The sequence below is a fragment of the Janthinobacterium sp. LM6 genome (assembly GCF_002002885.1).
Taxonomy (GTDB): Bacteria; Pseudomonadota; Gammaproteobacteria; order Burkholderiales; family Burkholderiaceae_D; genus Janthinobacterium; species Janthinobacterium kumbetense.
In genome coordinates, this window is sequence record NZ_CP019510.1 from 5,566,231 (window position 1) to 5,590,934 (window position 24,704).

Below are 24,704 nucleotides of genomic sequence, written 5' to 3' on the forward strand. Positions count from 1 at the left end.
TCCAGTCAAGCGCGATTCGTCAGGACTGTGCGGGCGGCTGGCCCATGGCGCGCAGGAATTGCTGCTGCGAAGCGTGCAGCTGGCCGTAACCGAGTTCGCGGTACACGAGACCGTGGCGCGGCGCCAGCTCGGCCAGGATGCGCGCCAGCGCCGGGTAGTGGCGGTGGTTCCAGGTGGGGAACAGGTGGTGCGTCAGGTGCAGATTCAAGCCGCCCAGCCAGTAACCGAGCCAGCGCAAGGCGCGCGGCTGCGGCGTCCAGTCGCAAGCCGTATAAAACGTGTGCTGGTACCAGTCGTGCGGCAGCGTACCGTCCGCGCCCGGCTGGAAAAACTCGACTTCGGCCCAGTGCGTACCGAGGATCAGCGCCACCAGCGCGCACGAGGCGATCATCTGGCCCACGAAATACGCGCCCAGCACCACGCCCCAGCCGATGCCGTGCTGCTGCAGCACCCACATGGGCAGCGCCAGCACCAGCGCCACATGGCCCAGCTTCCAGCCCAGGAAAGACAGCCAGCCGCGCCAGCCCTGCAGGCGGCTGTGCGCGGCCACGGGGGTCTTGCCGAAGCGGTCCAGCCAGTCGCCATACCAGTTCAGATAAGGCAGCGACAGGGCCGCCACCACGGGCCAGTACAGGTATTGATAACGGTACTGGGGCGACCAGCGTTGGTACGGCGTCTGGCGCAGGAAGGGATTCGGCTCCGTGTCGAGGTCATAGCCTTCCACGTTGGCATACGTGTGATGGAAATGCACGTGGCGGATGGTCCAGAAATCCGTGTCCACGCCCACGGGCAAGCCCACCAGGCGGATCAGCACGCGGTTCCAGGCTCCCTGGCGGAAGACGGCGCTGTGGGCCGCATCGTGCAGGGTATTCATGGCCAAGGTCATGGCCGCGACCAGGCAAGCCACGTAGCTGGCGACAAACGGCCAGGTGCTTTCAGCGCGCAGCGCCAGCGCATACAGCCCCGCCGTCAGCGCGGCGAGGAACACGGTTTTCGCATGCAGGCGCGCGTCGCCGAAGCGGTGTTTTCCTTCGTCAGCCAGGTAAGCGTCGGCGCGGGCGCGCAATTCGCGGCGGAAGGCGGAATCGCGTGCGGGCTGGAAGCGCAGCGGCGGCAGGGAAGGTACAGGCGGCGTCACGCGCGCGTCCCCGCCGCTGCCGGCCACCACAGGCGGCGCGCGCCGTCGAGGCCATGCGCCAGCAGCGCGGCCAGGAAAACCATGCCCCACGCATCGCGCGCGCCATACCAGCCCAGGTACAGGGCCGGCATGGCCAGGGCGATGGCGACCCAGGCGACGGCGCCCCAGCGCCGCGCATCCGACAGGCCGCCCAGCGCCAGCGTGCCGCCAAAAATCAGCGCGAACAGGATCGCTTGCTGCGCGCCGGCCAGCAGCGCTTCATGGTTGACGTAATAAATCACCAGGCCAAACAGGATTACGCCGCCGATGCCGATGAACAGCTCGGGCACGTGGAAAGTGCCGCGCGACTGCCAGTGGGGGAAGCGCGCGCGCAGCCATTTGAAGAGTTTGCCATTGCTGGCCAACAGCGGGTTGTGCGTGGGTGTCATGCCCTTCACGCCATAGCGCATTTCCACGCCCTCGAGTTCGGGCTGGAAGCTGCCGAACAGTTTGTCCCAGATCAACAGCGTGCCGCCGAAATTGCGGTTGATATAACGTTTATCGGTGCCGTGGTGCACGCGGTGGTGCGACGGCGTGACCATGAAGCTATCGAGGATGCCGGACTTGTTCACCAGCGCGTTGTGGTTGTAGAACTGCACCGTGTAATGCAGGGACGAGACGACGAGGAAGATTTCCAGCGGCACGCCCAGCACGGCCAGGATGGCGATGAAGGGAAAATTCGTCAGCGACGAATACCAGGAATTGCGCACGCCCAGCGACAGGTTGAAATGCTCGCCCTGGTGGTGCACCACGTGCACGGCCCACAGCAGCGGGATTTTATGGTGCAGCCGGTGCATCCAGTAAAAGCACAAATCCCAGGCAAAGAAGGCGAAGACCCATTGCGCCGCCACGGGCCACTGGTCGACGAGGTGCAGGTTCGCATGGCGCAGCAGCAGGGCGAAGGCCGCCACCTCCACGCCGCGGAACACCCACATCAATATGTGCCCGGAATTGAGGTTGAAGATCACGTCCTTCCACGGCACGGGCGTCTTGCGTACCCATTTCAGGATCAGCAGTTCGGCCAGCACGAAGGCCAGCATGACAAGGAAAGAGAGGGCGAAGGGATTCATCATGATGCGGTTTCAGTAGAAATGGCGCGGCGCGCAGCCCAGAATACCTGCATTTTCGCCAGCATGCCGCCAGCGATGCCGACCAACAGGCCGGCGGCCAGGTCGATGCTCACGTGCCGGCGCAGCGCGATGATGGCGTAGCAGATGGCCACGCCCAGCACCACGGCCAGCGCGGAGCGCAGCAGGTGGCGCCTGCCGCACAAGGCCCACACGCACAGCAAGGTCAGGGCGCCATGCAGCGAGGGCAGGCAGTTTTGCGTGGAGTCCGCCGCCTGCAGCAGGCGCAGCGCCTGCGTGCTCCAGGCATGACCGTCACCCACGGGCGGATACGCGAGCGTGGTCGGGTACAGCAGGAAGACCACGCCGCAAGCCAGCGCGGAAAGCGCCATGGCGCGCGCCAGCCAACGTACCTTCGCCGCATCGGCCGCCAGGTAGGCGTACGGAATCAGGATGAAGAAGGACAGGTACAGCCAGATGGCGGCATCCGTGTAGGGGATGGCGCGGTCGATGGCCGTTTCCGGCAGCAGCGCCCCCTGCCCTTGCAGCAGGTCGCTGGAAAAATACACGAGGCCGACGCTGCCCCAGCCGGCCAGCAAATGCAGCAGGCGGCCGCGTACGGTCATGGATGAATGGTTCATGCGGAAGCAAGGCGCCGGATGCGGCGCCGTTTCATGGTGGGGTCAAAGGGAGGCAGTTCGCTGCTCGTCGTCCAGGCCAGGGCGTCGACGGACACGCCCAGGCCCCGCAGCACCGCCGCCAGGTGTTCGCGCAAGGCGGCCAGGCCCGCGTCGTCCAGGGCCGCGTGCAGCTGCAGGGCAGATTCGCCTTGCTGCAGCAGGCGGTAATCGGCGTCCGGCGGCAAGGCTTGCGCGAACGCGCGCGTCAACACGTCGGCGAACACGGCGACGGGGGCGCCGCCGCGTGCAGAGGGAAGCAGCAGCATGTCGTCGCAGCGCCCTTCGATGCCGTCGATGGCGCGCGTGGCGCGGCCGCACGGGCATGGCGTGGCGCGCGCGAGCAGGATGTCGTCGAGGCGGTAGCGCACGATGGGCTGCGTGATGCGCGTGAAGTCCGTAATCACGGGCACAAAACGACGTTCTTCCCCATCGAGCCACTGCGGCTCGATGTGCACGTATTCCTCGTTCAAATGCAGCACGCCATGCTCGCAGCTGCTGGCGAGGAAACCCTCGGTGGCCTGGTAGATTTCATGCACAGCGCCAAACGCCTGCACGATCAGCGCGCGGTCCTGCGCCTCCAGCACCTCGGCCACCGAGATGACTTTTTTCGGCGCCAGCGCCAGGCTGCCGTCGATGACGCGCAAGGCCAGCTGGCGCAGCACCTGGGCCGGTGCGACGATGACGGAAGGTTGATATTGCGCAAGCCGCGCGCACAGGCTGTCGAACGGTTCGAACAAATCGTAGAAGGCAAAGGTCAGCCACGGCGAGCGCACGGCCGTGTACAGATTGCTGTTCGCGCGCAGGAACAGCGCCACTTTTTCGCCGGAAAACAGGCCGTCGGGCAGCGCCTTGGCCAGCATCACGCCCGCCCATTGCGCCTTTTCGCGGGGGCTGACGGTAAACACGGCGCGCCGCGACGAGGTGCCCGACGACAGGCCCACGGTGATATCGCCCACGGCGGGGGTAAAATCGCGGCTATGCTCGGCCGCCATGGCCGCGTCCATCGCCTGCGCCAGCGTGATGCCTTCCGTGTTCATGGCGTCGAAATGTTCGAGCATCAGCGCCTTGTTCATGGTCGGCCACTGCGCCAGGGGCAGATCGCGGAACGGCGCAAAGTAGCTGCTGCGCGCGCACAGCACCTCGGTGAAGCGCGCCAGCTGCTTGCGCTGGTAGGCGTCCAGCTGCGCGCGGTCAGCAAAATGCAGGCGGCGCGTGCGCCAGTACGACAGCAACAGCCAGACAATACGCTTCACGGGCGGCCCGCCACTGGCAAATAATCGTTGGTGTCTTCATGCGTGATGCGGATCTGCGCATTGCCCGACCGGTGCAGCTGGTGCAGGCGGTTCAGCGTCTCATAATACGGCGCGCGCTTGTGCTGGATGAGGAACGACAGTTCGGACGGCCCGCGCAGCTGCTGGAAGCTTTCCGGCACCCAGGCCGCGTCCGACGCCAGCAGGGTCCAGCCGCCGTCCTGCAGCACGAAGGCGCCCAGATGGCCGATGGCGTGGCCGGGCAGGTCGACGATGTAGATTTCTCCCGTGCCGCTGACGTCGCGCCCGTGCGTGAACGGCAGCAAGGCGGCCGGCAAAGCCGTCTCGGGCACGCTTTCGACGAAATCCAGGCGGTCGGCTATGTCGTTTGGCAGCAGCTCGGGCACGAAGGCCTGGCGCACGGCGGCCACGCCGGACAGTCCCCGCACGGCGTCCCAGCCCGTTTTCGAGGCCATCAGCCGCGCGCCGGGAAAGTCGCGCAGGCCGGCGATATGGTCGGCGTGGAAGTGCGACAGCAGCAGGGTATGGATGTCGCCGGGTGCCACGCCATGCGCGCGCAACTGGCCCTGCAGCGATTCACTCTCGTCGAAGGAAATCGGCGTCACCCACGCGTACATGCGGTACACGCCCTTCGACGTGGCGGCGCGGAAGTGTTCGGCGTAACCGGTGTCCCACAGGTACAGGCCCGCGCGCGTCGCTATCAGGTAGGCGCGCGAGGGGAAGCAGCGGCTGGCCAGCCCGCTGCCTTTCAAGACCATGCACGAAGGGTGGGTGCAGTGGCCGACGCGAAACGCGGTGATGCTAGCCATTGCGCTCCTTGCCCACCTTGTGCGCCGCCGCTTCCTGGCGCATCCACTGCGCCGTCAGGGCGATGCCTTCCTGCAGGCTGACGATGGGACGGTAGCCGAGCACCTTGCGCGCCTTGGCGTTATCGAGCGTCATGTCGAAACTGAGCGCGCCGATGCTGTAGGGCGTGAGCGACGGTTCGCGGCGGGTAAAGCGCGAGGCGAACTGCATCAGGCGCGCGGCCAGCGCCAGCACGCGGTAAGGCACGCTGACGATCTCGAACGGCTGCTGCAGATGATCACAGAACAGGATGCGCAAGATGTCGCACAGGCGCGCCGGTTCGCCATTCGTGATGTTGAAGGCGGCGCCGGAAGTGATGGTCTTGTGCACGGTGGCCAGCCACATCGCGTGCACGACATTGTCGACATAGGTGATGTCGATGGTGGCCGCGCCGCCGTTGGGCAGCGGCAGCTTGCCGCCGCGCTCCTGCAGCACCCGCGCCAGGCGCGGGATCAGCACCTGGTCGTGCGGTCCGAAGATGGCGCGCGGGCGCAGGATCACGCAGGTCATGCCGTGGTGGCGGTCGACGCAATCCTGCACCAGCTTTTCCGCCATCGCCTTGCTGCGCGCATACGCGTTGACGAAAGCGTCGGGGCGGAAGGTTTCCGGCACCTCGTAGCGGTTGCGGTAGTCGAAATAGATGGCCGGGGTGGAGATGTGCACGAAGCGCGCCACGTGCAGGCTGGCTGCCGCGCGCAGCAGCTGGCCCGTGGCCGTGACGTTGGCGGCGATGAAGTCGCGCTCAGCGCCCCACGGCGACGACAGCGCGGCGCAGTGCCAGACGGTGTCCATGCCGCGCACCAGTTCATCGACCTGGCGTGGCGATGCCTGTGCCAGGTCGAGCGCGACGAATTGCGCGCCCATGCGTTCCAGTTCGCGGCCCACGGCGGCGTTGCGGCCCGTGGCGCGCACTTCCACGCCCTGCGCCAGCAAGGTGCGCACGGCATTGCGCCCCAAGCCGCCCGTCGCTCCCGTGACCAGTATCCGCCTCATCGCACCACCTTCACAGGTCAAGAATCATGCCGCCGATGGTCAGGCCCGCGGCCGTGCCCATCATCAGCAAACGCTGGCCGGCCACGGCCCGCCCCGTCATCACCGCCTCGTGCAGGGCGGTGGGCAAGGACGCGGCCACCTGGTTGCCATGCGTTTCAAATATCTTGATAATTTTAGCATCGGGAACGTCGAGGATGCGCGCCGCATGCGCAAGTCCCAATGGGCTGGCCTGGTGCGGCACGACCACGTCGACTTTTTCCAGTCCCGCGCCCGATTCCTGCATTAGTTCCGCCAGGAAATCCGGCATCACCTTGACGGCCAGACGGAACACGGCCTTGCCATCCATGCGGAACAGATAATCGCCCGGTTCGCAGCCGTTGCGCGGATTGCGCTCGGTGCCGCCGCCGCGGATTTCGCAGTAGCGCCGTCCTTCCGGATACGTGCCCATCTTGTAGGCGCGGATGCCGGCGCTGCCGTCGCCGCGCTCGACGATGACGGCGGCGGCGCCGTCGCCAAAGATCATCGACGCTTCCGGCTCGCTCCAGTCGACGCCGCGCGAGGCGAGGTCGGACGAAACGATGGCGATGCGCCGGTAGGCGCCGCCGGCCAGCATCGAGGCGGCCACGCGGAAGGCAGCCATGAAACTGAGGCAGCTGGCGTTGACGTCGAAGCTTTGCGTGCCTGGCGGCAATCCCGCATGTTCGGCCACGAAGCAGGCCGTATTCGGCAAGGCTTGCTCGGGCACGCCGTTGGCGCAGATCAACAAGTCGATGTCGGCCGGACGCAGGCTGGCATTCTTCAGCGCGTCGAGCAGGGCAGCGGCGCCCAGCTGGCTTTGCGATTCATCGGGCGCGGCGACAAAGCGCGACAGCACGCCGCTCTTGCGCAAGGTATAGCCAGCCGGATGGCCCAATGTCTGGTCCAGGCTGGCGGAAGTCACACTCTGCGACGGCACGGCCTTGCCCGTCGCGATCAGGCGAACTGGAATCATGTTGGCCTTAACAAAGTAAAGTAAATATGGTTATGAATTAATCGCGTGCCAGCGGCGGCAAATCGACACCGCAGTTCTTGCAGAAATTGGCATCGTCATCGAGCCCTTCTTTCAGGCACGTGGGACAGGTACGCGTGGTGACCAGCTTGGAACTGCGCTGTACCGTCATTTCGGCGCTGATAATGCCGGTAGGCACTGCCAGGATGCCCCAGCCGAGCAACATCATCAGGGAAGCGATGGTGCGCCCGATGTCGGTGCGCGGCGTGATATCGCCGAACCCGACCGTGGTCATGGTGCTGATGGCCCAGTAAATCGACGTGGGGATACTGCTGTAACCGTTATCGGGCCCTTCCACCACATACATCACAGTACCCAACAGAAAGACCACCATCATGACAAAAGACAAGAAAATGAGGATCTTGCGCCGGCTGGCCAGCAAGGCCCGCCCCAGCACCGTGTATTCATGCACATAGGAGGTGAGCTTGAGGATGCGGAACATGCGGAGCAGGCGCAAAATGCGCACGTCGATCAGCACGTGCGCGCCCGGCAGCAGCAAGCCGATGTAGGTCGGCACGATGGCCAGCAAGTCGATAATGCCGAAAAAACTCTTGGCGTAGCGCACCGGATGCTGCAGGCACGCCAGGCGGGCGAAATATTCGATGGTAAATAAAATGGTGAAAAACCATTCCAGCGCCGTCAGCCAGGTGCCATAGCGCTCGGCCACGGAGGCGACACTGCTGAGCACGACCACCGTCACGCTGATCAGGATGGCGGCGATCAGCAGCAAATCGAAGGCGCGGCCCGTGCGCGTTTCCGCCTCGAAAATGACGGTGTACACCTGCTCGCGCCAGCCCCGCTCGGGCTTGCCATATTTCTGTTGCGTTTCCTGCGCGGCAATTTGCTGCGGCGTCAACGGTGCCGCGCCGCTCTTCGTCGCGGCTTTCATGTGGGTAATGTGCTCATATACTATTATTGTATAGATAATTGACAAAGCACGGCGACACGCACGGTTGCGCTACAGGTTTCACTACAACAACACTACGACAGCTTTTTCGCCAGCAGCACGGCATTGCGCCGGTCGCGCTCCGCTTGCACGATGTCCGTCGTGCGCGCTTCCGACAGGCCCACCGTGTGCAGCACGGTAGCCGTCAGTTGCAGCGCCGATTCCAGCGCCTCGGGCACGACCAGGGTAGCGCCCGCCTGGATCAGGGCCACCGCATGCGCCTCGTCGCGCGCCCGCGCATACACGGGCAGCTGCGGATATTCGCGGCGGATCGATTTCACGGCGTGCAGCACGGACGCCGCATGGTCCATCGTCAGCACCACGGCCGCGGCCCGGTCGGCATTGACCTTTTGCAACAATTCCGCGCGCGACGCATCGCCGAAATACACGGGGAAACCGCGCGGATGCAGGGTCGTCACCAGGCGCGCATCATTTTCAATCGCCACATACGCGATATCCTGCTCCGTCAGCACCTTGGCCAGCAACTGCCCCACCCGGCCGAAACCGGCGATGATGACGGTGCTGCCCTGCGGCGGCGGCGCGCCGTGCGCCAGGTCGGCCAGCTGATGGTGGTGGCGCTGCTCCCACCAGTTGCCGAACGCGCGCGCCGCCTTCGCCAGCGCCGGCGTGGCGAACAGGCTCAGGCCCACCACCAGCATGACGAACTGCGCCACCTGCGGACCGATCAGCTTGGTGCCCAGCGCATACGCGACGACGATGAAGGCAAATTCGCCGCCCTGCCCCAGCAGCACGCCCGTTTCCACGGCGCGCCCCCAGTGAAAGCCGCCGAGGCGGAAAATCACGCTGATGACCAGGGTTTTCAGCGCAAACAGGCTCAGCACGGCCAAGGGAATCAATACCGGCGACTTGAGGATTTCGCGCACGTCGATCTGCATGCCCACGGACATGAAGAACAAGCCCATCAGCAAGCCCTTGAAGGGCTCGATCGTCACTTCCACTTCGTGGCGGAATTCCGTTTCCGCCAGCAGCAGGCCGGCCAGCAAGGCGCCCAGCGCCATCGACAGGCCCGCCAGGTACGTCAACCCCGCGATGCCCAGGGTGCTGAGCAGGGTCAAGGCCATGAACACGTCGGGCTGGCGTTTCTTGACGAAAAACTGGAACAGCGGACGAATCACGCGGCGCCCCAGCAAATAAATCAGCAGGATGGCGCCGGCCGATTTCACGGCCGCAAAGCTGAGCAGATACGCCAGATCGTCGCTGCGCCCGCTGGCGAACACGTCGATCAGGATGAACAGCGGCACCACCATCAGATCCTGGAACATCAAAATGGAAAAGCCCGCCTGGCCGGCCGGCGTCTGCAGGGAGCGCTGGTCGGTCAGCAGCTGCATCACGACGGCCGTGGACGACAGCGACAGCACCAGGCCCAGCACGATGGACGCTTCCAGCGACAGGCCGAAGTAATACGCGACGCCGCCGATCAGGCAGGCGCTGACGGCCACCTGCCCCACGCCCGCGCCAAATACCCAGCGCCGCAGCGCCCACAGCCGTTCCGTCGACAGTTCCAGGCCGATCATGAACATCAGAAACATCACGCCCAGCTCGGCCAGGCCGCTGACCTGCTCGGCGCGCACGAACGAGAAATACGTCAGCCACGTGAAATCACCGGCCCACAGGCCGAAGCCGAACGGGCCGAACAGGCAGCCGACGGCCAGGAAACCAAGGACCTGGTTGACCTTCAGGCGTTGCAATAACGGAATAAAAATCCCGGCCAGGGCAAGAAACAGCAGGGTTTCCCGCAAATACGGTAAGGCGTGTTGCTCTTCCAAAATAATCCTAACTTAATGACATCCATATCGAATTGATAATTGTCGCATGCACTGCCGCGGCGAAGTCAGTGCACACGCGATATTTTTTGCCACAAGGCAATATATTCGTTCCCGGCGCCCTATTTCGGCACCGCCAGCATGTCGGCGCGGGGGCGGTCCCAGCCCGGTACGTAGGCGGGACAAGGGCGGTTGCGGAACTGCGCCAGTTCCACGCTCGTAAAATTGGGCAGCATGCCGGGGTTGAAACGCACGTCTGTCAGCTTGTCCGCATGCAAGCGGGGCATGCGGGCAAAGCGGAACCAGGCGTCGACATAGCAATTGTCTTCCTGCAAGGTACGCAAGGCGGCCAAGCTGCCTGCCGCCTGCGCGGAGACGGCGATGCCGGGCGCCAGTTGCTGTTCCCGCTTGCCCGTCTCGGCCAGCCCGGCCGGGCAGGCGGCGGGCGCCAGCGACCCGGGCAGCAGGCTCAGCGTGCCGCGCCGCAAGGTGTACACGTCCGCCTTGGCGTCCGTCTTGCTGTCGAGCGACACATAGATCCAGCACAGCGGGTTGCTGGGAAACGCCGTCATCGCCACGTCCCACACGCGCGTGCCGGGGTCCAGCCGCTGCACGGCCGCCTCGATGCGGCTGCGGCCGAGGGCCGACGCCACGCCCTGCATGCCGATGAAGGTGGCGGACAGCGCGAAGGCCAGCAGCAGCGGACCGCGTCCCCGCTCGCCGGCCCGTCCCTGCAGCACGGCCAGGATCGCGCCCAGCCCCAGCAGGATGACCAGCGAGGCGGGCGCCAGATAGGTTTTATGGGTGAAGAAACACAAGGCCGCCGCCAACCCCGCCAGCAGCACGCTTTTGACGATGCCGTAGTGCAAGGACATGATCACGGGCACGCCCAGCAGCACCCAGAACATGGGTTCGACAATGAAGACCATGTCGCCGTACAGCCAGCGGCTGTCAAACGGATAGAACGGGTGCAAGCCATAGGAATTGAGGAAATCCATGCCCATGTGCAAGCAAAAGCCCAGCAACAGGCAAGCGGCCAGACCGATGCGGGCGGGCACGCTCTCCTTCAGCAAACGCCGGGCGCCGGGCCACAGCAGCCACAGCAAGGCCAGCAACAGCAGCGCCTGCGGCAAGGCCAGCAGCAAGGTATGCGTGTGGCCGCGGTGGTGCAACATGTAGCCGAACGGGCGCGGCAACAGCCTGGTCAACACCAGGTCGAGGTCGGGCGCGTTGCTGGCGAACCAGGCCGTAAACAGAAACAGCGCACGCCGGGTGCGCTGGGCGGGGGCTTGCGGCTCGGGCGGCAGGCTGCGGTGTACCAGTTCGCCGACCCCGAGGCCGATGACCGAATGCGTTATATTATCCATCGGGCAATTTTACAGGATGCGGCCACCCCAAGAGCAAAGGCTGGGGTCGTACCCTGAGGGTACGTCCCCGGATTCTGCCATTGGGTTTGTTCAATCAAGCGGCTACAGCGCCTGTAAATCTTCCCCACGCATGCCCACCAACAAGGCGCGGCCGTCGGGCAGCACGCGGAACTCGCCATAGCGCGCCTTTTCCCAGCGCGCCGCTTCGCCTTCCTTGAAGAACCAGGCATCGCTGACCAGCACCCAGTTGCCATCCTTTGGCGTCAGCTCGAGCAGGAATTCGCCGGGCGCCAGGGTTTCCCTGGTGTACGGACGCAGCAGTTCGGCCACGCCGCGCGCATCGCGCATCGCCACCACGAGGGGCCGGCCAGGCGCCCGGTCCACGCTGGCCAGGGTGGACAGGACACCCAGGTTGACGAAATTGAGGCGCATGTAGTCGCCCTGCATCAGCGAGCGGGGATCGACGGGTTCCAGCGCCACGAAGATCGCTTGCCCTTTGGCAATCAATTGCTCTTTTTGCCAGATGCCGCCATTGGCGACCAGCAACACCAGCAGCAAGCCGCCCAGCACGCCCAGGCGCAAGAAGCGGCGTTCGACCGCCACGCCCGCCGGCTTGCTTTCCACCAGATGCAGCACGGCGCCGCGCGTGGCCAGCCACGACAGGGCGCACAGCACGGCGCCAGCCACGGCCAGCAGCGCCGCCTTGCTGGCCAGCGGCCAGGCCAGCTGGTAATAAAAACTGCCGATGATCCACGCCGCCGCCAGCGCGGCCGCCACGGCCACGCGCGAACGCCCGCTCGTCACGCAATACGCGAGGATCAGCAGCACGGGCCCCAGCGCCGGCATGAACCACGCCAGCACGATCAGCACCAGCGCCACGCCGATGGCGGGCAACTGGCGCAGCGCCGGCCAGCGCCAGCCCGTCCAGGCGGCCGCCGCCGTGGCCAGCACGAGCGACACCCCATTCAACACTTGCGCATACCAGGCAACGGCCTGGTGCCGGGTCACTTCGCGCGCCACGTCGCCGACAATACTGCCGCCCAGCGCGCCGCCCAGCATGAAGGTCATGCCGGACCAGAAAACCAGCCCCAGCAAGATTGCCAGGACCCACCCTGTCGACAGCGATTCCAGGAAGGCGGCAATGGACGCGCCGCGGCCATCGTTGAAGGCCTGCTTCTGCAGCCAGTGCGCGCCCAGCCAGAATGCCAGGGCCAGCATCCAGGCGCTGTACAGCTGCGTGGGGTCGTTCTCGAAAATCCAGTCGCGCGTGCTGTCGATGATGCCCAGCCCCAGCAAGCCGCAGGCGACCAGTCCCAGCAGCACGCGCAGCCAGTCGCGCGGCAAGGCGGCGGCCACCACCAGGCATGCCAGGCACATCAGCAGCGATGCCGTCTGCGTGGAATAATCGCGGAACAGGGCATAGCCGAGCAAGCTGCCGCCCACCAGCAGGCATGGCACGGCCAGTTGTTCGACAAACAACGCCACGCCGCGCGTGCGGATCAGCAGCACGGCCACCACCAGCACGATGGCGGCCACGACATACGCGCCGGGGCCATGGCGCACGACGCTTTCCAGGCCCGCGCCCAATGCCAGGACCAGGGGGATGGCGGCCAGCCAGGCGCCGAGGGCCGTCATCAGCACCAGCGGCCACGGCCGTACGTCCTGCACGGGACGGACAGCGCCGGACGGCAACAGGCCGGCGCGCGTGGCGTCATCGATCAGGGTAGCGAGCGCATCGGCTCGTTGGCTATTGATATTGCTCATGCCGCCTCCCGGCGCGTGCGCCACAAAATGCCTTGCACGGTCAGCGCCAGCAGCACGGCGGCGAACAAGCCCAGCATCACAAGTCTGCCGATGCCATCGCCATTGCCGCCGCCATGGAACAGCACGTGCCCCAGCCCCCACACCAGCAAGGTGTTCAGGCCCAGCGCGACGGCGCTCAGGCCGAACACGTCAAAGAACTGGCGCGTGGCCAGCAGGACGCCGGCGACGGCCAGCAAGCCAAGACCGGCCCAGTACGGCGATTCGATCTCGCTGCCGAACAGGGCGCTGACGGCCGTGCCCGTGATGAGGATGGTGGCCAGCACCAGGCCCAGGCGCAAGGCCCAGCTGCCCGCGCCCGTCCAGCGCGCCAGCAGGGGCGAAACAAACGCACAGCCAGCCAGCACGGCCAGCCAGCCCCCGACGAAAATGGGCAGATCGGCTGAATCGACGCGCCAGCTGTTGTGCGCATGCGCCTGCATCCACAGGGTGGCGGCCGTCGACAGGATCAGCATCCACGGCGTCCACAGCACGTCGCTGCGCGCCACCAGGCACAGGGGCAAGGCCAGCGCGGCCCACAGGGCGAACAACTGCCACGGATCGGCGCCCGTCTGGTACGTTTGGCCGAAATACGCGAACAGGCCGCCGATGGTCAGCAAGGCCAGCAGCAGCAAGGGCACGCGCGCTTTCGGCACGGCAAACGCGCCCACGCAGGCAGCGGCCAGTACCCCTTGCAGCAGGGCAAAGCGGCCCATGCGGCCCAGGTCTTCCCAGTTGGCGGCCACCCAGCAGATCAAGCCCATGCCCAGCAGCACGGCGCCCAGCACGGCCACGCCACGCGGCAGCCAGTAGGCCAGGCGCGCCGGTTCGCGCTGGAAGCCGGCCACTTCCTGCAACTGCCGGGTTTGTTGGGCATCGAGCGCATAGTCCGAGGCGAGTTGGTACACGGCGAGGCGTAGATCCATCGTCTGCTTTCAGGTTAATTGGTCGTAAGAAAGCGTCAGCGCTCGACGCTGACGCCGCGCCAGAAGGCGACGTGGCCGGCAATTTGCTTGGCGGCATCCTTGGGCTGGGGGTAATACCAGGCCGCGTTGGCATTCGTCTGGCCATCGACGACGAGGTCGTAATAGCTGGCCGTGCCCTTCCACGGGCAGATGCTCGTGTGGCTGCTGGGACGCAGGTATTCCTGCGTCACGGTAGCTAAAGGAAAATATACATTGTTTTCAACGACTTGCACCTGCGCATCGGTGGCTTGCGCGATGACGGCGCCATTCCAGCTGGCTGTTGGCATTTGACTATCCTCCTTCTGCGCCGAGTGTAGCGCAAAAAGTCCGCCACGGCGCGCGCCATTGGCGCCCCGCTCAAGCGCCGGCGATGATCTGGCGCAAGGCTTGTTCGAACACTTCGGGAGGTTGGCCGCCGGAAATCAGGTGGCGCTCGTTGATGATGACGGCGGGCACCGAATTGATGCCGTTCTGCTGGTAGAACTGTTCCTGCGCGCGCACCTCGTCCGCATACGCGCCGGAGGACAGCACCTCGGCCGCTTTCGCGCTATCGAGCCCCACCTTGCCGGCCACGGCCAGCAGCACCGCGTGCGAGGACGGATCCTGTCCCTGCGTGAAATACGCATCGAACAGCGCCATTTTCAATGCCTTCTGGCGCCCTTCCAGCCCGGCCCAGCGCAGCAGACGATGCGCGTCAAACGTGTTGTAGATGCGGCCGCGCTTGTCCATGGCAAAGGTAAAGCCCAGCTGCTCGCCGCGCGCGCGGATCGCTTCGCGCGACTGCGCCATCTGTTCCGGGGTGGAGCCGTATTTGCGGGCGATGTGTTCGCCGACATCCTCGCCTTCGGGCGGCATGTTGGCGTTCAGCTCAAAGGGCTGGAAGTGGATGTCGGCCTGGACGGTGCCTTGCAGCGTGTCCAGCGCCTGCTCCAGCGATTTCAGGCCGACCACGCACCAGGGGCAGGAAACGTCGGACACGAAATCGATACGGATGGGGGTGGGAGTGGCGGAGGAGGTGGGGACAGTCATGGTGGGCAGCCTTTGCGCGAGTCGGTGGCGGCCGCACCGCGCGGCGCCGCAAGCACAGCATATGCGTGCGGGCCGCGGGAAATCAAGCGCTTACTTCTTCTTGACGGGCGCCTTGACCGCATCCTTCTTGCCGCCGATCTTGCTTTCCTTGCCAGAAAGCAAGTTCGCGATGTTCTGGCTGTGGCGGTAAGCCAGCAGCACGCTCATGACGATGACGGCCAGCAAGATGGGATCAACGCCGAACAGCAAGCCATAGTAAAACGGCGCAAACAGGGCCGCCACCAGGGCTGCCAGCGAGGAATAGCGGAAGGCATAAGCGATGATCAGCCAGGTGGCCAGAGTCGCCAGGCCCAGCCAGGGATTGATGCCCAGCAACACACCAAGGGCCGTGGCCACACCCTTGCCGCCGACGAAGCGGAAGAACACGGGCCACAGATGGCCGAGGAAGACGGCGATGGCGACCAGGGCCACGGCCGTGTCGCCCACGCCCAGCGCAGCGGCAAAATGGTCGGCCAGGAACACGGCCAGCCAGCCCTTGGCGCCATCGCCCAGCAGGGTCATGATGGCGGCGCCCTTGTTGCCGCTACGCAGCACGTTGGTGGCGCCCGGATTTTTCGAGCCATAGGTGCGCGGATCGGCAATGCCGTAGACCTTGCTCATCACCACGGCAAACGATATCGAGCCGAGCAAGTAAGCGGCCACTGTCATTGCCACGGTTGTGATTACTGGATTCATTTCTTCCCTTTATTGTGTTTATTACACCAGCGTCGAGGCTGGCGCAGCAGAATATACACCAGCGTCCAGCCTACGGACAGGGTGGCGTCTGGTTTTCTTAATCCTGCAGCGCGCACTGCACGGGCTTGGCCTTGAGCAAGTCGAGCAATACCTGCGGCGCCAGCGAGACGAGGAAACCGCGCCGCCCGCCATTGATATAGATGCGCTCGAGCGCCAGGATGGATTGCTCCACGTACACGGGCATCGCCTTCTTCGTGCCGAAGGGCGAGGTGCCGCCGATCATGTAGCCGGAATGGCGCTGTGCCACTTCGGGCTTGCACGGCTCGACGGACTTGCAGCCGATGCCGCGCGCCAAATTCTTGGTCGACACCTTGCAATCGCCATGCATGAGCACGATCATCGGCTTGGCCGCCTCATCCTGCATCACCAGGGTCTTGATCACCGCGTGTTCGGGCACGTTCAATTCGCGCGCCGAGACGCTGGTGCCGCCGTGCTCCTCGTAGGGATACGGGTGTTCTTCAAAGGAAACTTGATGCTTGCGCAGCAACTGCGTCGCCTGGGTTTCGGAAATATGCTCTTTTTTAGCCATGCGTGATACGCTGATCGTTCAGTGAGGAGTCCTAATTATGCAGCAAGAAATCCGCTTTGCCACCTTCAATGTCTGCAACCTGGCCCCGGCCGGGGCAAAATTGTATGACAACCTGGAACCGTTGAGCCCCGCGCAATACGAAGCCAAGGCGGAATGGACGGCGCGGCAAATCGACCTGCTCGACGCCGACGTGATCGGTTTCCAGGAAATTTTCTCGCAAGCGGCCCTGCGCGACGTGCTGTCGCGCACGCGCCATTTCCGCGAAGCCACCCTGGCCGGCTACGATGCCATCGATGCTGCCGGACGCATGCTGCCCACGGTGGCGCTCGTGTCGCGGCTGCCGCTGGCGGGCGCCGGTGTTGCCTGGACGGATTTTCCGGCCGGCGTGGCCGCGTCCGCCGACGACAACGCCTGCCGCTTCGCCCGCGCCCCCCTGCATGTCCAGGTCATCTTGCCTGGCGGACAACTCACCGACGTGGTCGTTGTGCATTTGAAATCGCGCCGCCCCGACTACCGCCATGGCGACGGCAACGATGCGGCCGCCTACGCGCTGGCCAACCTGCGCTCGCTGCAGCGGCGCGGCGCGGAAGCCGTGGCCCTGCGCGTGCTGGCAAGCGAACTGGGCCACAGCGGCCGTCCCCGCATCGTGCTGGGCGACTTCAACGACATCGCCAATGCCGTCACCACGGCCATCGTCATGGGGGCGGGCGCGCCGTGCGAAGCGGGTGCCGAGATGCGCGAACGCCTGTACGACTCCAACGCCATCCAGCAGCGCCAGGACGCCCTGCGCCACGTGGGCTACACGAATATCCACGACAGCGCCTACATGACGATCGATCACATCCTCGTATCCGAACACTTTCATCCCGCCTCGCCGCGCGCCATCGGCGTGCTGCAGGAAGTGACCTATCTCAACGACCATCTGCTGCTGGGCTTGCGGCACGCCTCCGACCATGGCCAGGTGCTGGCACGCATCAAGCTGCTGGGAAATATTGACTAACTCAGTCACTAATGCAGCAACTTCGCCTGCGCGCTGCCCTCCATCTGCGCGCTGGCATAGCGCCCCTGGTATTGCTGGCAGCCCTGCCCCCGCAGATACGCCAGCTGCTGCGCCGTTTCCACGCCTTCGGCGATCACCGTCAATTGCAGCTCGCGCGCCATGGCGATGATGGTGGCGGCCACGGCCGTGTCGGACTCGGTTGCCGCGCCGTCCGCCGCGGCGGGCAGGAACGAGGGGTCGATCTTGAGCTTATCCACCGGGTAATGGCGCAGATTGGCCAGGCGCGAATAGCCGGTGCCGAAGTCGTCGATGGCCAGCCTGGCGCCCAGCGCGCGCAGTTGCGCCAGCACGCCGGCCAGGCGCGCGCCGCCCTTCATCAGCAAGGACTCCGTCACTTCCAGTTCCAGGCAGCCGGCAGGCAAGCCCGACACGGCCAGCGCCTCTTGTACGCTGAGCAACAAGTTATTGTGCAGGCATTGCGCCGGCGACAGATTCACGGCCACGCGCCAGGCATGGCCCGCGTCGTGCCAGGCGCGCGCGCGCAGGCAGGCGTGGCGCAGCACCCAGTTGCCGATCGACACCATCAAGCCGCATTCCTCGGCCACGGCGATGAAGCGCTCGGGCGGCAGCACGCCCAGTTGCGGGTGGCGCCAGCGCAACAGCGCTTCGGCGCCGACGATTTGCCCGCTGGCGACATCGAGCGCAGGCTGGAATTCCAGCACGAATTCCTCGCGACCCAGCGCCTCGCGCAAGCCTTGCTCCAGGCTGGCCCGCTCGACGATTTGCGCATTCATCTCGGCATTGAAAAACTGGAAATTGTTGCGCCCGCTTTCCTTGGCGTGGTACATGGCAATGTCGGCGTTGTGCACGAGGGTATCGATATTGTCTCCATCGCTGGGAAAGATGGCCACGCCGATCGAAGTGGACACATGCAATTCGTATTCGCCCAGCTGATAGGGCTGCGTGACGGCATGCAGCAGGCTGGACGCCACGTGGGCCACCTGGTCGATGCCGCCCACCTCGGCCAGGATGATGACGAACTCGTCGCCGCCATGCCGGCTGACTGTGTCGACGCCGCGCACGCAGCGCACCAGGCGCCGCGCCACTTCCTTGAGCAGCAGGTCGCCCACGTGGTGGCCCATGCTGTCGTTGATGTGCTTGAAATGGTCGAGGTCCAGGTACAGGATGGCCAGCATGCTCAGCTTGCGCCGCGCGGCCGCCAGCGCCAGCGACAGCCGGTCCAGCAACAGCACCCGGTTCGGCAAGTCGGTGAGGAAATCGTGCTCGGCCAGGTGGCGCGTGTGCTCCTCGTTTTTCTTGCGCTCGCTGATATCGCTGAGGATGGCCAGGTAATTGCTCAATTGCCCCTGCGAGTCGCGGATGGCCGTCAGCGACAGCCAGGCCGGGTAGCGCGCGCCCGCCTTGCGCTGGCCCACGATATCGCCTTGCCAATATCCGTTGTCCCCGACTTCGTCCCACACGTGGTCGAAAAACGCCGGCGCGTCCGGTTCCGCGCCGTGCAGGACGAAGGGCTTGCCCAGCATGTCGTCCAGGCTATAGCCGCTGATCTCGCTGTACGCGGGATTCATGCTGACGACCCGCTGCTGCGGATCGAGCACGACGATGGCTTCGCGCGCATGCTCGACCACCTGCGCCGACAGGTACAGGGCGCGCTCGGCCAGTTTGCGCGAGGAAATATCCCGGATCACGGCGTAAAACAGATAGGTGTGGTCGAGCGTGACGGACGTGAGCAGCACCTCGCCCCAGAACAGCTCGCCCGCGCACGTCTGGTAGCGCCAGTCGTAGCGGCAGTTGCCGTCCGCGTGGGCCTGCCCCGCCAGTTGCGTGCCGCGCAACGCTGACAATTCGCCATCGGGCTGGCGCAACGGTGAAAAATCGCTGAGGCGGCGCCCCAGCAGCCGTGGCCGGTCTTCGCATTGAAACAGGACGATGGCGGCGGGATTCGCGTCGGCGATATGCTCGTCGCGCAGCAGCAAAATGGCGTCGGCGGATTTCTCGTACAGCTGGCGGAAATTGTCGCCCATCAGCAACAAGGCGCCCTGCGCCGCGCCATCCTGGCCGCTGGCCGTGATGTCGACGTCGATGCAGACCACTTGCCGCACTCGCCCGGACTGAATGACAGGAAACACGGTGGAACAGATGCAGCGCGGCGCGGCCCCATCGGCGCCGAGCTTCCACAGGCGCGCGCTGCGCGCCTTGCCGCTGTTCCACACGGCCGCCAGTTCGCCGGCAACCTCCTCGGCCAGGGTGGCATCCGGCAGCGAGGCGGCCACCCTGGCCCACGGCTGGCCCAGCGCCAGCTCGGCCGTCACGCCATACAGGCGCGCCGCACCCAAGCTCCAGTAGCGCACGATGCCATCGCGGTCGATGCCGCGCACGGCCAGGCCAGGTGCCTGCTCGACGGCGGCGACGATGATGGACAGCAAATCGAGCGCCTTGGCGGCCGCGCCCGCCTGCGGTTCGGCTGCGGCCAGCAAACGGCCCGGCGACGGGGCGGCTCCGGCAATCCGATCAGACATCAGCCCCCCGTGGCGCGGCTGCGCGGCAACCGGCGAGCGTATGGCCTGTCCGGTGGCGCAACCATCCCGACCATTCTTGCGCGCCGGCGAATCGGCTTCTTGAGGATGCGCAAGCATCGTGACGCGCACGGCGCCGATGCCGGCAGTGTCTTTGGTCGCCGTTTTTTGCATTCCAGCCCCGATTTTGTGCAATCTGTCGCACGGCGATGGCGGCCGGGCTTGACTCTTCCTAAAGTGGCAACATGCGCATCGCCGTGAACGGCTGCAGCGGCAGGCGTGTTGTCTGCGGCCGCCACGGTGATGCGCTACCCGAATTCCCCCGGCCAGCGACAGGCCGGGTCCGCACCGAGACCTGGCGCCGAGCCCCTGCGCCGCTCCTGACTAAAAATACCTATGAAAAACGAGACCCTGCCCCCCGCCTCTCCCCTTGCAGCCACGCGCCGCCGGCGCTGGCGCACCCCCGTGCTGATCCTGGTCGTGCTGGGCCTGGCCGGCGGCGGCTGGACGGTGATGCAATCGAAGCAGCAAGCCGCCAAGGCGGCCGAATTGCAAGCGAGCAAGAAGAAGGAGCAGGCCAAGACGCCCGTGCATGAACTGGCGCAGGGCGACGTAGCCGCCATCGCGGCGCGCGCGCTGGCAATCAGCTTGCCCCTGTCCGGCTCGCTGGCGCCCGTGACCCAGGCCACCATCAAGGCCAAGGTTTCCGGCGTGATCCAGGAAACGACCTTGCAGGAAGGCCAGCAAGTGGCGAATGGGCAAATCCTCGTGCGCCTGGATGCGGCCGACCTGCGCGCCCGCCTGACGCAGCAGCAAGCCATGCTCGACGAAGCGCAGGCGCGCCTGTCGATGGCGAGCAAAAACGAGGCCAATAGCCAGGCCTTGCTCAAGCAAAAATACATTTCGCAGACGGCCTACGACACGACGCAAAACTCGGTCGACCTGGCGCGCGCCAGCGTCAAGTCCGCCGCCGCCATGGTCGATATCGCCCGCATCGCGCTGGCCGATGCGGTGATCCGCGCGCCGATGGCCGGCATCGTCAGCAAGCGCCACCTGCAGGCCGGGGAAAAAGTCTCGCCCGACATGCCCGTCTACACCATCGTCAACCTGGCGCAGCTGACCCTGGAAGCGCCCGTGCCCAGCGCGGAAATCCCCCGCATCAAGCTGGGCCAGGACGTGCACTTCAAGGTCGACGGTTTCGGCGCGCGCGACTTCGCCGGCAAGGTCACGCGCATCAACCCCACCACCGAGAGCGGCTCGCGCGCCATGCTCGTCTACATCGCCGTCGACAATGGCGATGGCGCGCTGCGCGGCGGCATGTTCGCCAAGGGCAGCATCGTCACCGAGCGATCAATCGTGGCGCCGCTGGTGCCTCTGACGGCCGTGCGCAATGAAAAACAGGGTCCCGTCGTGTATGCGCTGGTGAACAACAAGGTGGTCGCCCAGCCCGTCACCCTGGGCCTGCGCAACGAGGATGAAGGCTATGCGGAAGTCAAATCCGGCCTGGTGTCGGGCGCGAAAGTCATCATCGCCAGGCTCGATGGCGTCAAACCGGGCCATGGCGTGACCTTCGCCGCACCCGCCGCCGCTACTGCGCCGGCAGCCGTGCTGGCACGGAAGGATTAAGCCATGTGGATGACCAAAGTCAGTATTCAAAATCCCGTCTTCGCCACCATGGTCATGGTGGCGCTGGTGGTGCTGGGCATCTTCTCCTACCGTGGCTTGGGCGTGGAAAGCATGCCCAGCGTGCAGTTCCCGTTCGCCGCCATTGAGGTGAACTACCCGGGCGCCTCGCCCGAAGCCGTGGAAAACGACATCACGCGCCCCATCGAGGACGCCGTCAACACCGTCAGCGGCATCAAGACCATCCGCGCCAACTCGTGGGAAGGACGCGCCGGCGTCTACCTGGAATTCGAGCTGTCGACGAACATGGACAAGGCCATGCAGGACTTGCGCGACAAGGTGGCCCTGGTGCGCCCGCGCTTCCCGAAGGAAGCCAAGGACCCGTTCATCGCCCGCGCCGAGGGCGACAACGAGCGCCCCATCGCCACCATCGTGCTGACCTCGACCGGGCATGACCTGCGCTCGCTGTCGACCATGACGGAACAGATCATCAGCAAGCGCTTCCAGGGCGTGGCCGGCGTGGGGCAAGTCAAGCTGCGCGGCCTGCGCGCGCGCCAGATCCTCATCAGCATGAAGCCGATCGAACTCAATGCCCAGGGCATCGGCGTCGATGAAGTGATCCGCGCCATCCAGGCGACGAATACCAATCTGCCGGCCGGATCCATCAGCCATGGCGCGGCCGAACAGCTGGTGCGCGTGGAAGGCAAGATCAAGGATGCGCGCGAATTCGGCAAGATCATCGTCGCGCGCCGCGCCGTCGGCCCCGTCTACCTGGATCAGGTGGCCACCGTCGTCGACGGCGAACAGGAAGAACTGTCGATTTCGCGCATGAACGGCCAGCAGGCCGTGACCATGGAAATCACCAAGGTGCAGGACGCCAACGTGGTCGAAGTGGGCACCGGCATCCTGAAAGTGGCGGCGGACCTGCAAAAGACGCTGCCGCCCGATATCACCCTGCGCGTGCTGGACGACGAATCGGAGCGCGTGCAAAGCCAGCTCGATAACGTCAAGCGCACCATCATCGAAGGCGCCGTGCTGACCATGGTGATCGTCTTCCTGTTCCTGCACTCGTGGCGTTCGACCATCATCACGGGCTTGACCCTGCCGATTTCCGTGCTGGCCAGCTTCATCGCCATGAAGGCCTTCGGCTTCACCCTGAACTTCCTTACGCTGATGGCGCTGTCGCTGTGCATCGGCCTGTTGATCGATGACGCCATCGTCGTGCGCGAAAACATCGTGCGCCACCTGGGCATGGGCAAGAACCACTACAAGGCGGCCAACGACGGCACCAATGAAATCGGCCTGGCCGTGATGGCCACCACGTTCGCCATCGTCGCCGTGTTCGTGCCCGTCGCCTTCATGGACGGCATCATCGGCCGCTTCTTCCTGCAGTTCGGTATCACCGTCGCCGTCGCCGTTCTCGTCTCCCTGTTCGTCAGCTTCACGCTCGACCCCATGCTGTCGTCCGTCTGGCGCGACCCCGTCAAGGACCGCTTCAAGTACGCGCCGTGGCTGGGCCGCTTCATGGCCTGGATCGAGACGGGCATCGACCGCCTGCATGTATGGTATGGCAAGGTGCTGGCTGTCGCTTTGCGCTGGCGCAAGACGACCCTGGCTACGGCCCTGGCCCTGTTCGCGGGCAGCCTGATGCTCGTGCCCATGATCGGCGGCGAGATGTTCCCGGAAACGGACCAGGGCTGGGTCAACCTGCGCTTCAAGACGCCTGTCGGCTCCAGCCTCGAATACACGGATACCAAGGTGCGCCAGATCGAAACGGCGCTGAAGGAATTCCCTGAAATCGACAGCCTGGTGGCCAATGTCGGCACGCAGGATGGGCGCAACACGGCCGAGGTGAACCTGAAGCTGACGGACATCAAGAAGCACAAGCGCCGCTCGCAGCAGGAGCTGGAAAAGCTGATCCGCGAACGCCTGGCGCCGATTGCCGGCATCACCCTGTCCGTCGGCCAGCGCCCCATCTTCATCGCCATCCTCGGCACGGATGAAGGCAAGCTCGATGCCGTGGCGCACACCCTGATGGACAAGATGCGCGGCATCAAGGGCCTGGCCGACATGGAATACAGCCAGGAAGGCGCCAATCCATCGACCACCGTGAAGATCAACAATGAACTGGCCAGCGACCTGGGTCTGTCGGTGCAGCAGATCGGCAATGCCCTGCGGCCTTTTGTTGCGGGCGACACGGTCAGCCACTGGCTGGCCAGCGACGGGCAAAACTATGACGTCAACGTGCAGCTGCCGAAATCGGGCCGCCAGAAAGTGGCCGACCTGGCCGACCTGTCGCTGGCGTCCAGCAAGCTTGATGCGAACGGCAAGCCCGTCATGATCCCGCTGCGCCAGGTGGTCGACTTCGTGCCGTCATCGAGCCCGCAAGTGCTGAAACGCCAGGCCTTGCAGCGCCGCGTCGCCATCTATGCGGGCACGCAGGGCCGCCCTGCAGGCGATGTCGACGCCGACGTGCAGAAGGCCATCAAGTCCATCGACCTGCCGCCCGGCGTGCGCTTCGACGTGGCCGGCAATGCGCAGCAGATGGCCGAAACCATGGGCGGCGCGATGATGGCGCTGGGGATCGCCGTGATCTTCATCTACCTGGTGCTGGCGTCGCAGTTCGGCAGCTTCCTGCAGCCGATCGCCATCATGGTGTCCCTGCCGCTGTCCCTGATCGGCGTGCTGGCCGCCCTGCTGATCACGGGCAGCACCCTGAACATTTTCTCCGTGATCGGCTTCATCATGCTCATGGGGCTGGTGACCAAGAACGCGATCTTGCTGGTGGACTTCACCAACCAGCGCCAGCGCGAAGGACTGGGCCAGTTCGAGGCGCTGATGGAAGCGGGGCAAGTGCGTTTGCGCCCCATCCTGATGACGACCCTGGCGATGGTCTTCGGCATGCTGCCGATGGCCATCGGCATGGGCGACGGCGGCGAATCGCAGGCGCCGATGGGCCGCGCCGTCATCGGCGGCGTGATCACCTCGACCTTGCTGACCTTGGTGGTGGTGCCCGTCGCCTACACCTACCTCGACAGCCTGGGCAAGCGCGCCGCGCGCTTTTTCGGCGGCGGCGAGCATGCGCATGCCGAATCCGCCGACGACGGCAAGGCACACGCCCACTGATTGACCGGTCGCCTTCACCGTCCCCGCATTGGCGGGGACGACGCGGCGGCTTCCTGAAGAGAGCTTCAGTTGACCAAAGCTGCCCCACTGGCTAGACTGTCCCCGTTATCAATGATATGGA

20 protein-coding genes are annotated in these 24,704 nt (G+C 65.2%); 3 read left to right on the forward strand and 17 right to left on the reverse strand.

All coding sequences use genetic code 11. The features are described from left to right. Positions 1-19: 19 nt before the first annotated feature. From BZG29_RS24430 to ybaK, 16 genes are all read right to left on the reverse strand, one after another. The gene (locus tag BZG29_RS24430) at positions 20-1,138 is read right to left on the reverse strand and encodes an acyl-CoA desaturase (protein ID WP_253192691.1); all 1,119 of its coding nucleotides are present in this window, start codon (positions 1,136-1,138) and stop codon (positions 20-22) included. Next, a complete protein-coding gene (locus BZG29_RS24435) occupies positions 1,135-2,250 on the reverse strand; it encodes a sterol desaturase family protein (protein WP_077408339.1) in 1,116 nt (371 codons plus the stop codon). The genes BZG29_RS24430 and BZG29_RS24435 overlap by 4 nt, the downstream gene beginning before the upstream one ends. After that, positions 2,247-2,885: a phosphatase PAP2 family protein gene (locus BZG29_RS24440; protein ID WP_077408341.1), complete on the reverse strand. Its 639-nt coding sequence runs from the start codon at positions 2,883-2,885 to the stop codon at positions 2,247-2,249. Before BZG29_RS24440 ends, BZG29_RS24435 begins: the two co-directional genes overlap by 4 nt. Further along, the gene (locus tag BZG29_RS24445) at positions 2,882-4,177 is read right to left on the reverse strand and encodes a F390 synthetase-related protein (protein ID WP_077408343.1); all 1,296 of its coding nucleotides are present in this window, start codon (positions 4,175-4,177) and stop codon (positions 2,882-2,884) included. The genes BZG29_RS24440 and BZG29_RS24445 overlap by 4 nt, the downstream gene beginning before the upstream one ends. Beyond that, complete coding sequence (locus BZG29_RS24450; RefSeq protein WP_077408345.1) at positions 4,174-5,004, reverse strand: MBL fold metallo-hydrolase; 831 nt, start codon at positions 5,002-5,004, stop codon at positions 4,174-4,176. Before BZG29_RS24450 ends, BZG29_RS24445 begins: the two co-directional genes overlap by 4 nt. Next, the gene (locus BZG29_RS24455; RefSeq protein WP_077408347.1) at positions 4,997-6,034 is read right to left on the reverse strand and encodes an NAD(P)-dependent oxidoreductase; all 1,038 of its coding nucleotides are present in this window, start codon (positions 6,032-6,034) and stop codon (positions 4,997-4,999) included. Before BZG29_RS24455 ends, BZG29_RS24450 begins: the two co-directional genes overlap by 8 nt. Before the next feature lie 10 nt (positions 6,035-6,044). Continuing rightward, positions 6,045-7,025: a 3-oxoacyl-[acyl-carrier-protein] synthase III C-terminal domain-containing protein gene (locus BZG29_RS24460; RefSeq protein WP_077408349.1), complete on the reverse strand. Its 981-nt coding sequence runs from the start codon at positions 7,023-7,025 to the stop codon at positions 6,045-6,047. A gap of 37 nt (positions 7,026-7,062) precedes the next feature. Then, positions 7,063-7,971: an ion transporter gene (locus BZG29_RS24465; protein WP_077408351.1), complete on the reverse strand. Its 909-nt coding sequence runs from the start codon at positions 7,969-7,971 to the stop codon at positions 7,063-7,065. A gap of 92 nt (positions 7,972-8,063) precedes the next feature. Then, a complete protein-coding gene (locus BZG29_RS24470; protein WP_077408353.1) occupies positions 8,064-9,815 on the reverse strand; it encodes a cation:proton antiporter in 1,752 nt (583 codons plus the stop codon). Between the two features lie 119 nt (positions 9,816-9,934). Continuing rightward, positions 9,935-11,179, reverse strand: coding sequence for a metal-dependent hydrolase (locus tag BZG29_RS24475; protein ID WP_077408355.1), 1,245 nt, complete (start codon positions 11,177-11,179; stop codon positions 9,935-9,937). 102 nt (positions 11,180-11,281) lie between these two features. Then, entirely contained in the window at positions 11,282-12,943 is a 1,662-nt protein-coding gene (locus BZG29_RS24480; protein ID WP_150131045.1) for a GDYXXLXY domain-containing protein, read from the reverse strand. Beyond that, entirely contained in the window at positions 12,940-13,905 is a 966-nt protein-coding gene (locus BZG29_RS24485) for a DUF2157 domain-containing protein (protein ID WP_077408359.1), read from the reverse strand. Before BZG29_RS24485 ends, BZG29_RS24480 begins: the two co-directional genes overlap by 4 nt. Before the next feature lie 35 nt (positions 13,906-13,940). Beyond that, entirely contained in the window at positions 13,941-14,231 is a 291-nt protein-coding gene (locus tag BZG29_RS24490) for a DUF427 domain-containing protein (protein WP_077408361.1), read from the reverse strand. A gap of 70 nt (positions 14,232-14,301) precedes the next feature. Then, the gene (locus BZG29_RS24495) at positions 14,302-14,973 is read right to left on the reverse strand and encodes a DsbA family oxidoreductase (protein WP_077408363.1); all 672 of its coding nucleotides are present in this window, start codon (positions 14,971-14,973) and stop codon (positions 14,302-14,304) included. 90 nt (positions 14,974-15,063) lie between these two features. Then, positions 15,064-15,708 carry a glycerol-3-phosphate 1-O-acyltransferase PlsY gene (plsY, locus tag BZG29_RS24500; protein WP_253192692.1) on the reverse strand — a complete coding sequence of 215 codons (645 nt, stop codon included), beginning with the start codon at positions 15,706-15,708 and terminating at the stop codon, positions 15,064-15,066. A gap of 97 nt (positions 15,709-15,805) precedes the next feature. Further along, on the reverse strand, positions 15,806-16,297 hold the full coding sequence (gene ybaK / locus BZG29_RS24505; RefSeq protein WP_077408367.1) for a Cys-tRNA(Pro) deacylase: 492 nt from the start codon (positions 16,295-16,297) through the stop codon (positions 15,806-15,808). A 37-nt stretch (positions 16,298-16,334) separates the two neighbouring features. Here ybaK and BZG29_RS24510 point away from each other — a divergent pair, with 37 nt between their 5' ends. Continuing rightward, positions 16,335-17,297, forward strand: coding sequence for an endonuclease/exonuclease/phosphatase family protein (locus BZG29_RS24510; protein ID WP_077408369.1), 963 nt, complete (start codon positions 16,335-16,337; stop codon positions 17,295-17,297). Positions 17,298-17,305: 8 nt separating this feature from the next. Here the strand turns inward: BZG29_RS24510 and BZG29_RS24515 are convergent, their stop codons facing one another. After that, positions 17,306-19,837, reverse strand: a complete 2,532-nt coding sequence (locus BZG29_RS24515; protein ID WP_077409271.1) for an EAL domain-containing protein — start codon at positions 19,835-19,837, stop codon at positions 17,306-17,308. Positions 19,838-20,230: 393 nt separating this feature from the next. Here BZG29_RS24515 and BZG29_RS24520 point away from each other — a divergent pair, with 393 nt between their 5' ends. Next, complete coding sequence (locus BZG29_RS24520; protein WP_077408371.1) at positions 20,231-21,460, forward strand: efflux RND transporter periplasmic adaptor subunit; 1,230 nt, start codon at positions 20,231-20,233, stop codon at positions 21,458-21,460. Between the two features lie 3 nt (positions 21,461-21,463). Next, positions 21,464-24,583, forward strand: coding sequence for an efflux RND transporter permease subunit (locus BZG29_RS24525; RefSeq protein ID WP_077408373.1), 3,120 nt, complete (start codon positions 21,464-21,466; stop codon positions 24,581-24,583). Positions 24,584-24,704: the final 121 nt, after the last annotated feature.

Coding starts and splice junctions, on each gene's coding strand:
- BZG29_RS24435 (WP_077408339.1), bottom strand. CDS start 2,250: ATGATGAATCCCTTCGCCCTCTCTTTCCTTGTCATGCTGGCCTTCGTG.
- BZG29_RS24440 (WP_077408341.1), bottom strand. CDS start 2,885: ATGAACCATTCATCCATGACCGTACGCGGCCGCCTGCTGCATTTGCTG.
- BZG29_RS24450 (WP_077408345.1), bottom strand. CDS start 5,004: ATGGCTAGCATCACCGCGTTTCGCGTCGGCCACTGCACCCACCCTTCG.
- BZG29_RS24455 (WP_077408347.1), bottom strand. CDS start 6,034: ATGAGGCGGATACTGGTCACGGGAGCGACGGGCGGCTTGGGGCGCAAT.
- BZG29_RS24460 (WP_077408349.1), bottom strand. CDS start 7,025: ATGATTCCAGTTCGCCTGATCGCGACGGGCAAGGCCGTGCCGTCGCAG.
- BZG29_RS24465 (WP_077408351.1), bottom strand. CDS start 7,971: ATGAAAGCCGCGACGAAGAGCGGCGCGGCACCGTTGACGCCGCAGCAA.
- BZG29_RS24475 (WP_077408355.1), bottom strand. CDS start 11,179: ATGGATAATATAACGCATTCGGTCATCGGCCTCGGGGTCGGCGAACTG.
- BZG29_RS24480 (WP_150131045.1), bottom strand. CDS start 12,943: ATGAGCAATATCAATAGCCAACGAGCCGATGCGCTCGCTACCCTGATC.
- BZG29_RS24485 (WP_077408359.1), bottom strand. CDS start 13,905: ATGGATCTACGCCTCGCCGTGTACCAACTCGCCTCGGACTATGCGCTC.
- BZG29_RS24490 (WP_077408361.1), bottom strand. CDS start 14,231: ATGCCAACAGCCAGCTGGAATGGCGCCGTCATCGCGCAAGCCACCGAT.
- BZG29_RS24495 (WP_077408363.1), bottom strand. CDS start 14,973: ATGACTGTCCCCACCTCCTCCGCCACTCCCACCCCCATCCGTATCGAT.
- plsY (WP_253192692.1), bottom strand. CDS start 15,708: ATGAATCCAGTAATCACAACCGTGGCAATGACAGTGGCCGCTTACTTG.
- ybaK (WP_077408367.1), bottom strand. CDS start 16,297: ATGGCTAAAAAAGAGCATATTTCCGAAACCCAGGCGACGCAGTTGCTG.
- BZG29_RS24510 (WP_077408369.1), top strand. CDS start 16,335: ATGCAGCAAGAAATCCGCTTTGCCACCTTCAATGTCTGCAACCTGGCC.
- BZG29_RS24515 (WP_077409271.1), bottom strand. CDS start 19,837: ATGTCTGATCGGATTGCCGGAGCCGCCCCGTCGCCGGGCCGTTTGCTG.
- BZG29_RS24520 (WP_077408371.1), top strand. CDS start 20,231: ATGAAAAACGAGACCCTGCCCCCCGCCTCTCCCCTTGCAGCCACGCGC.
- BZG29_RS24525 (WP_077408373.1), top strand. CDS start 21,464: ATGTGGATGACCAAAGTCAGTATTCAAAATCCCGTCTTCGCCACCATG.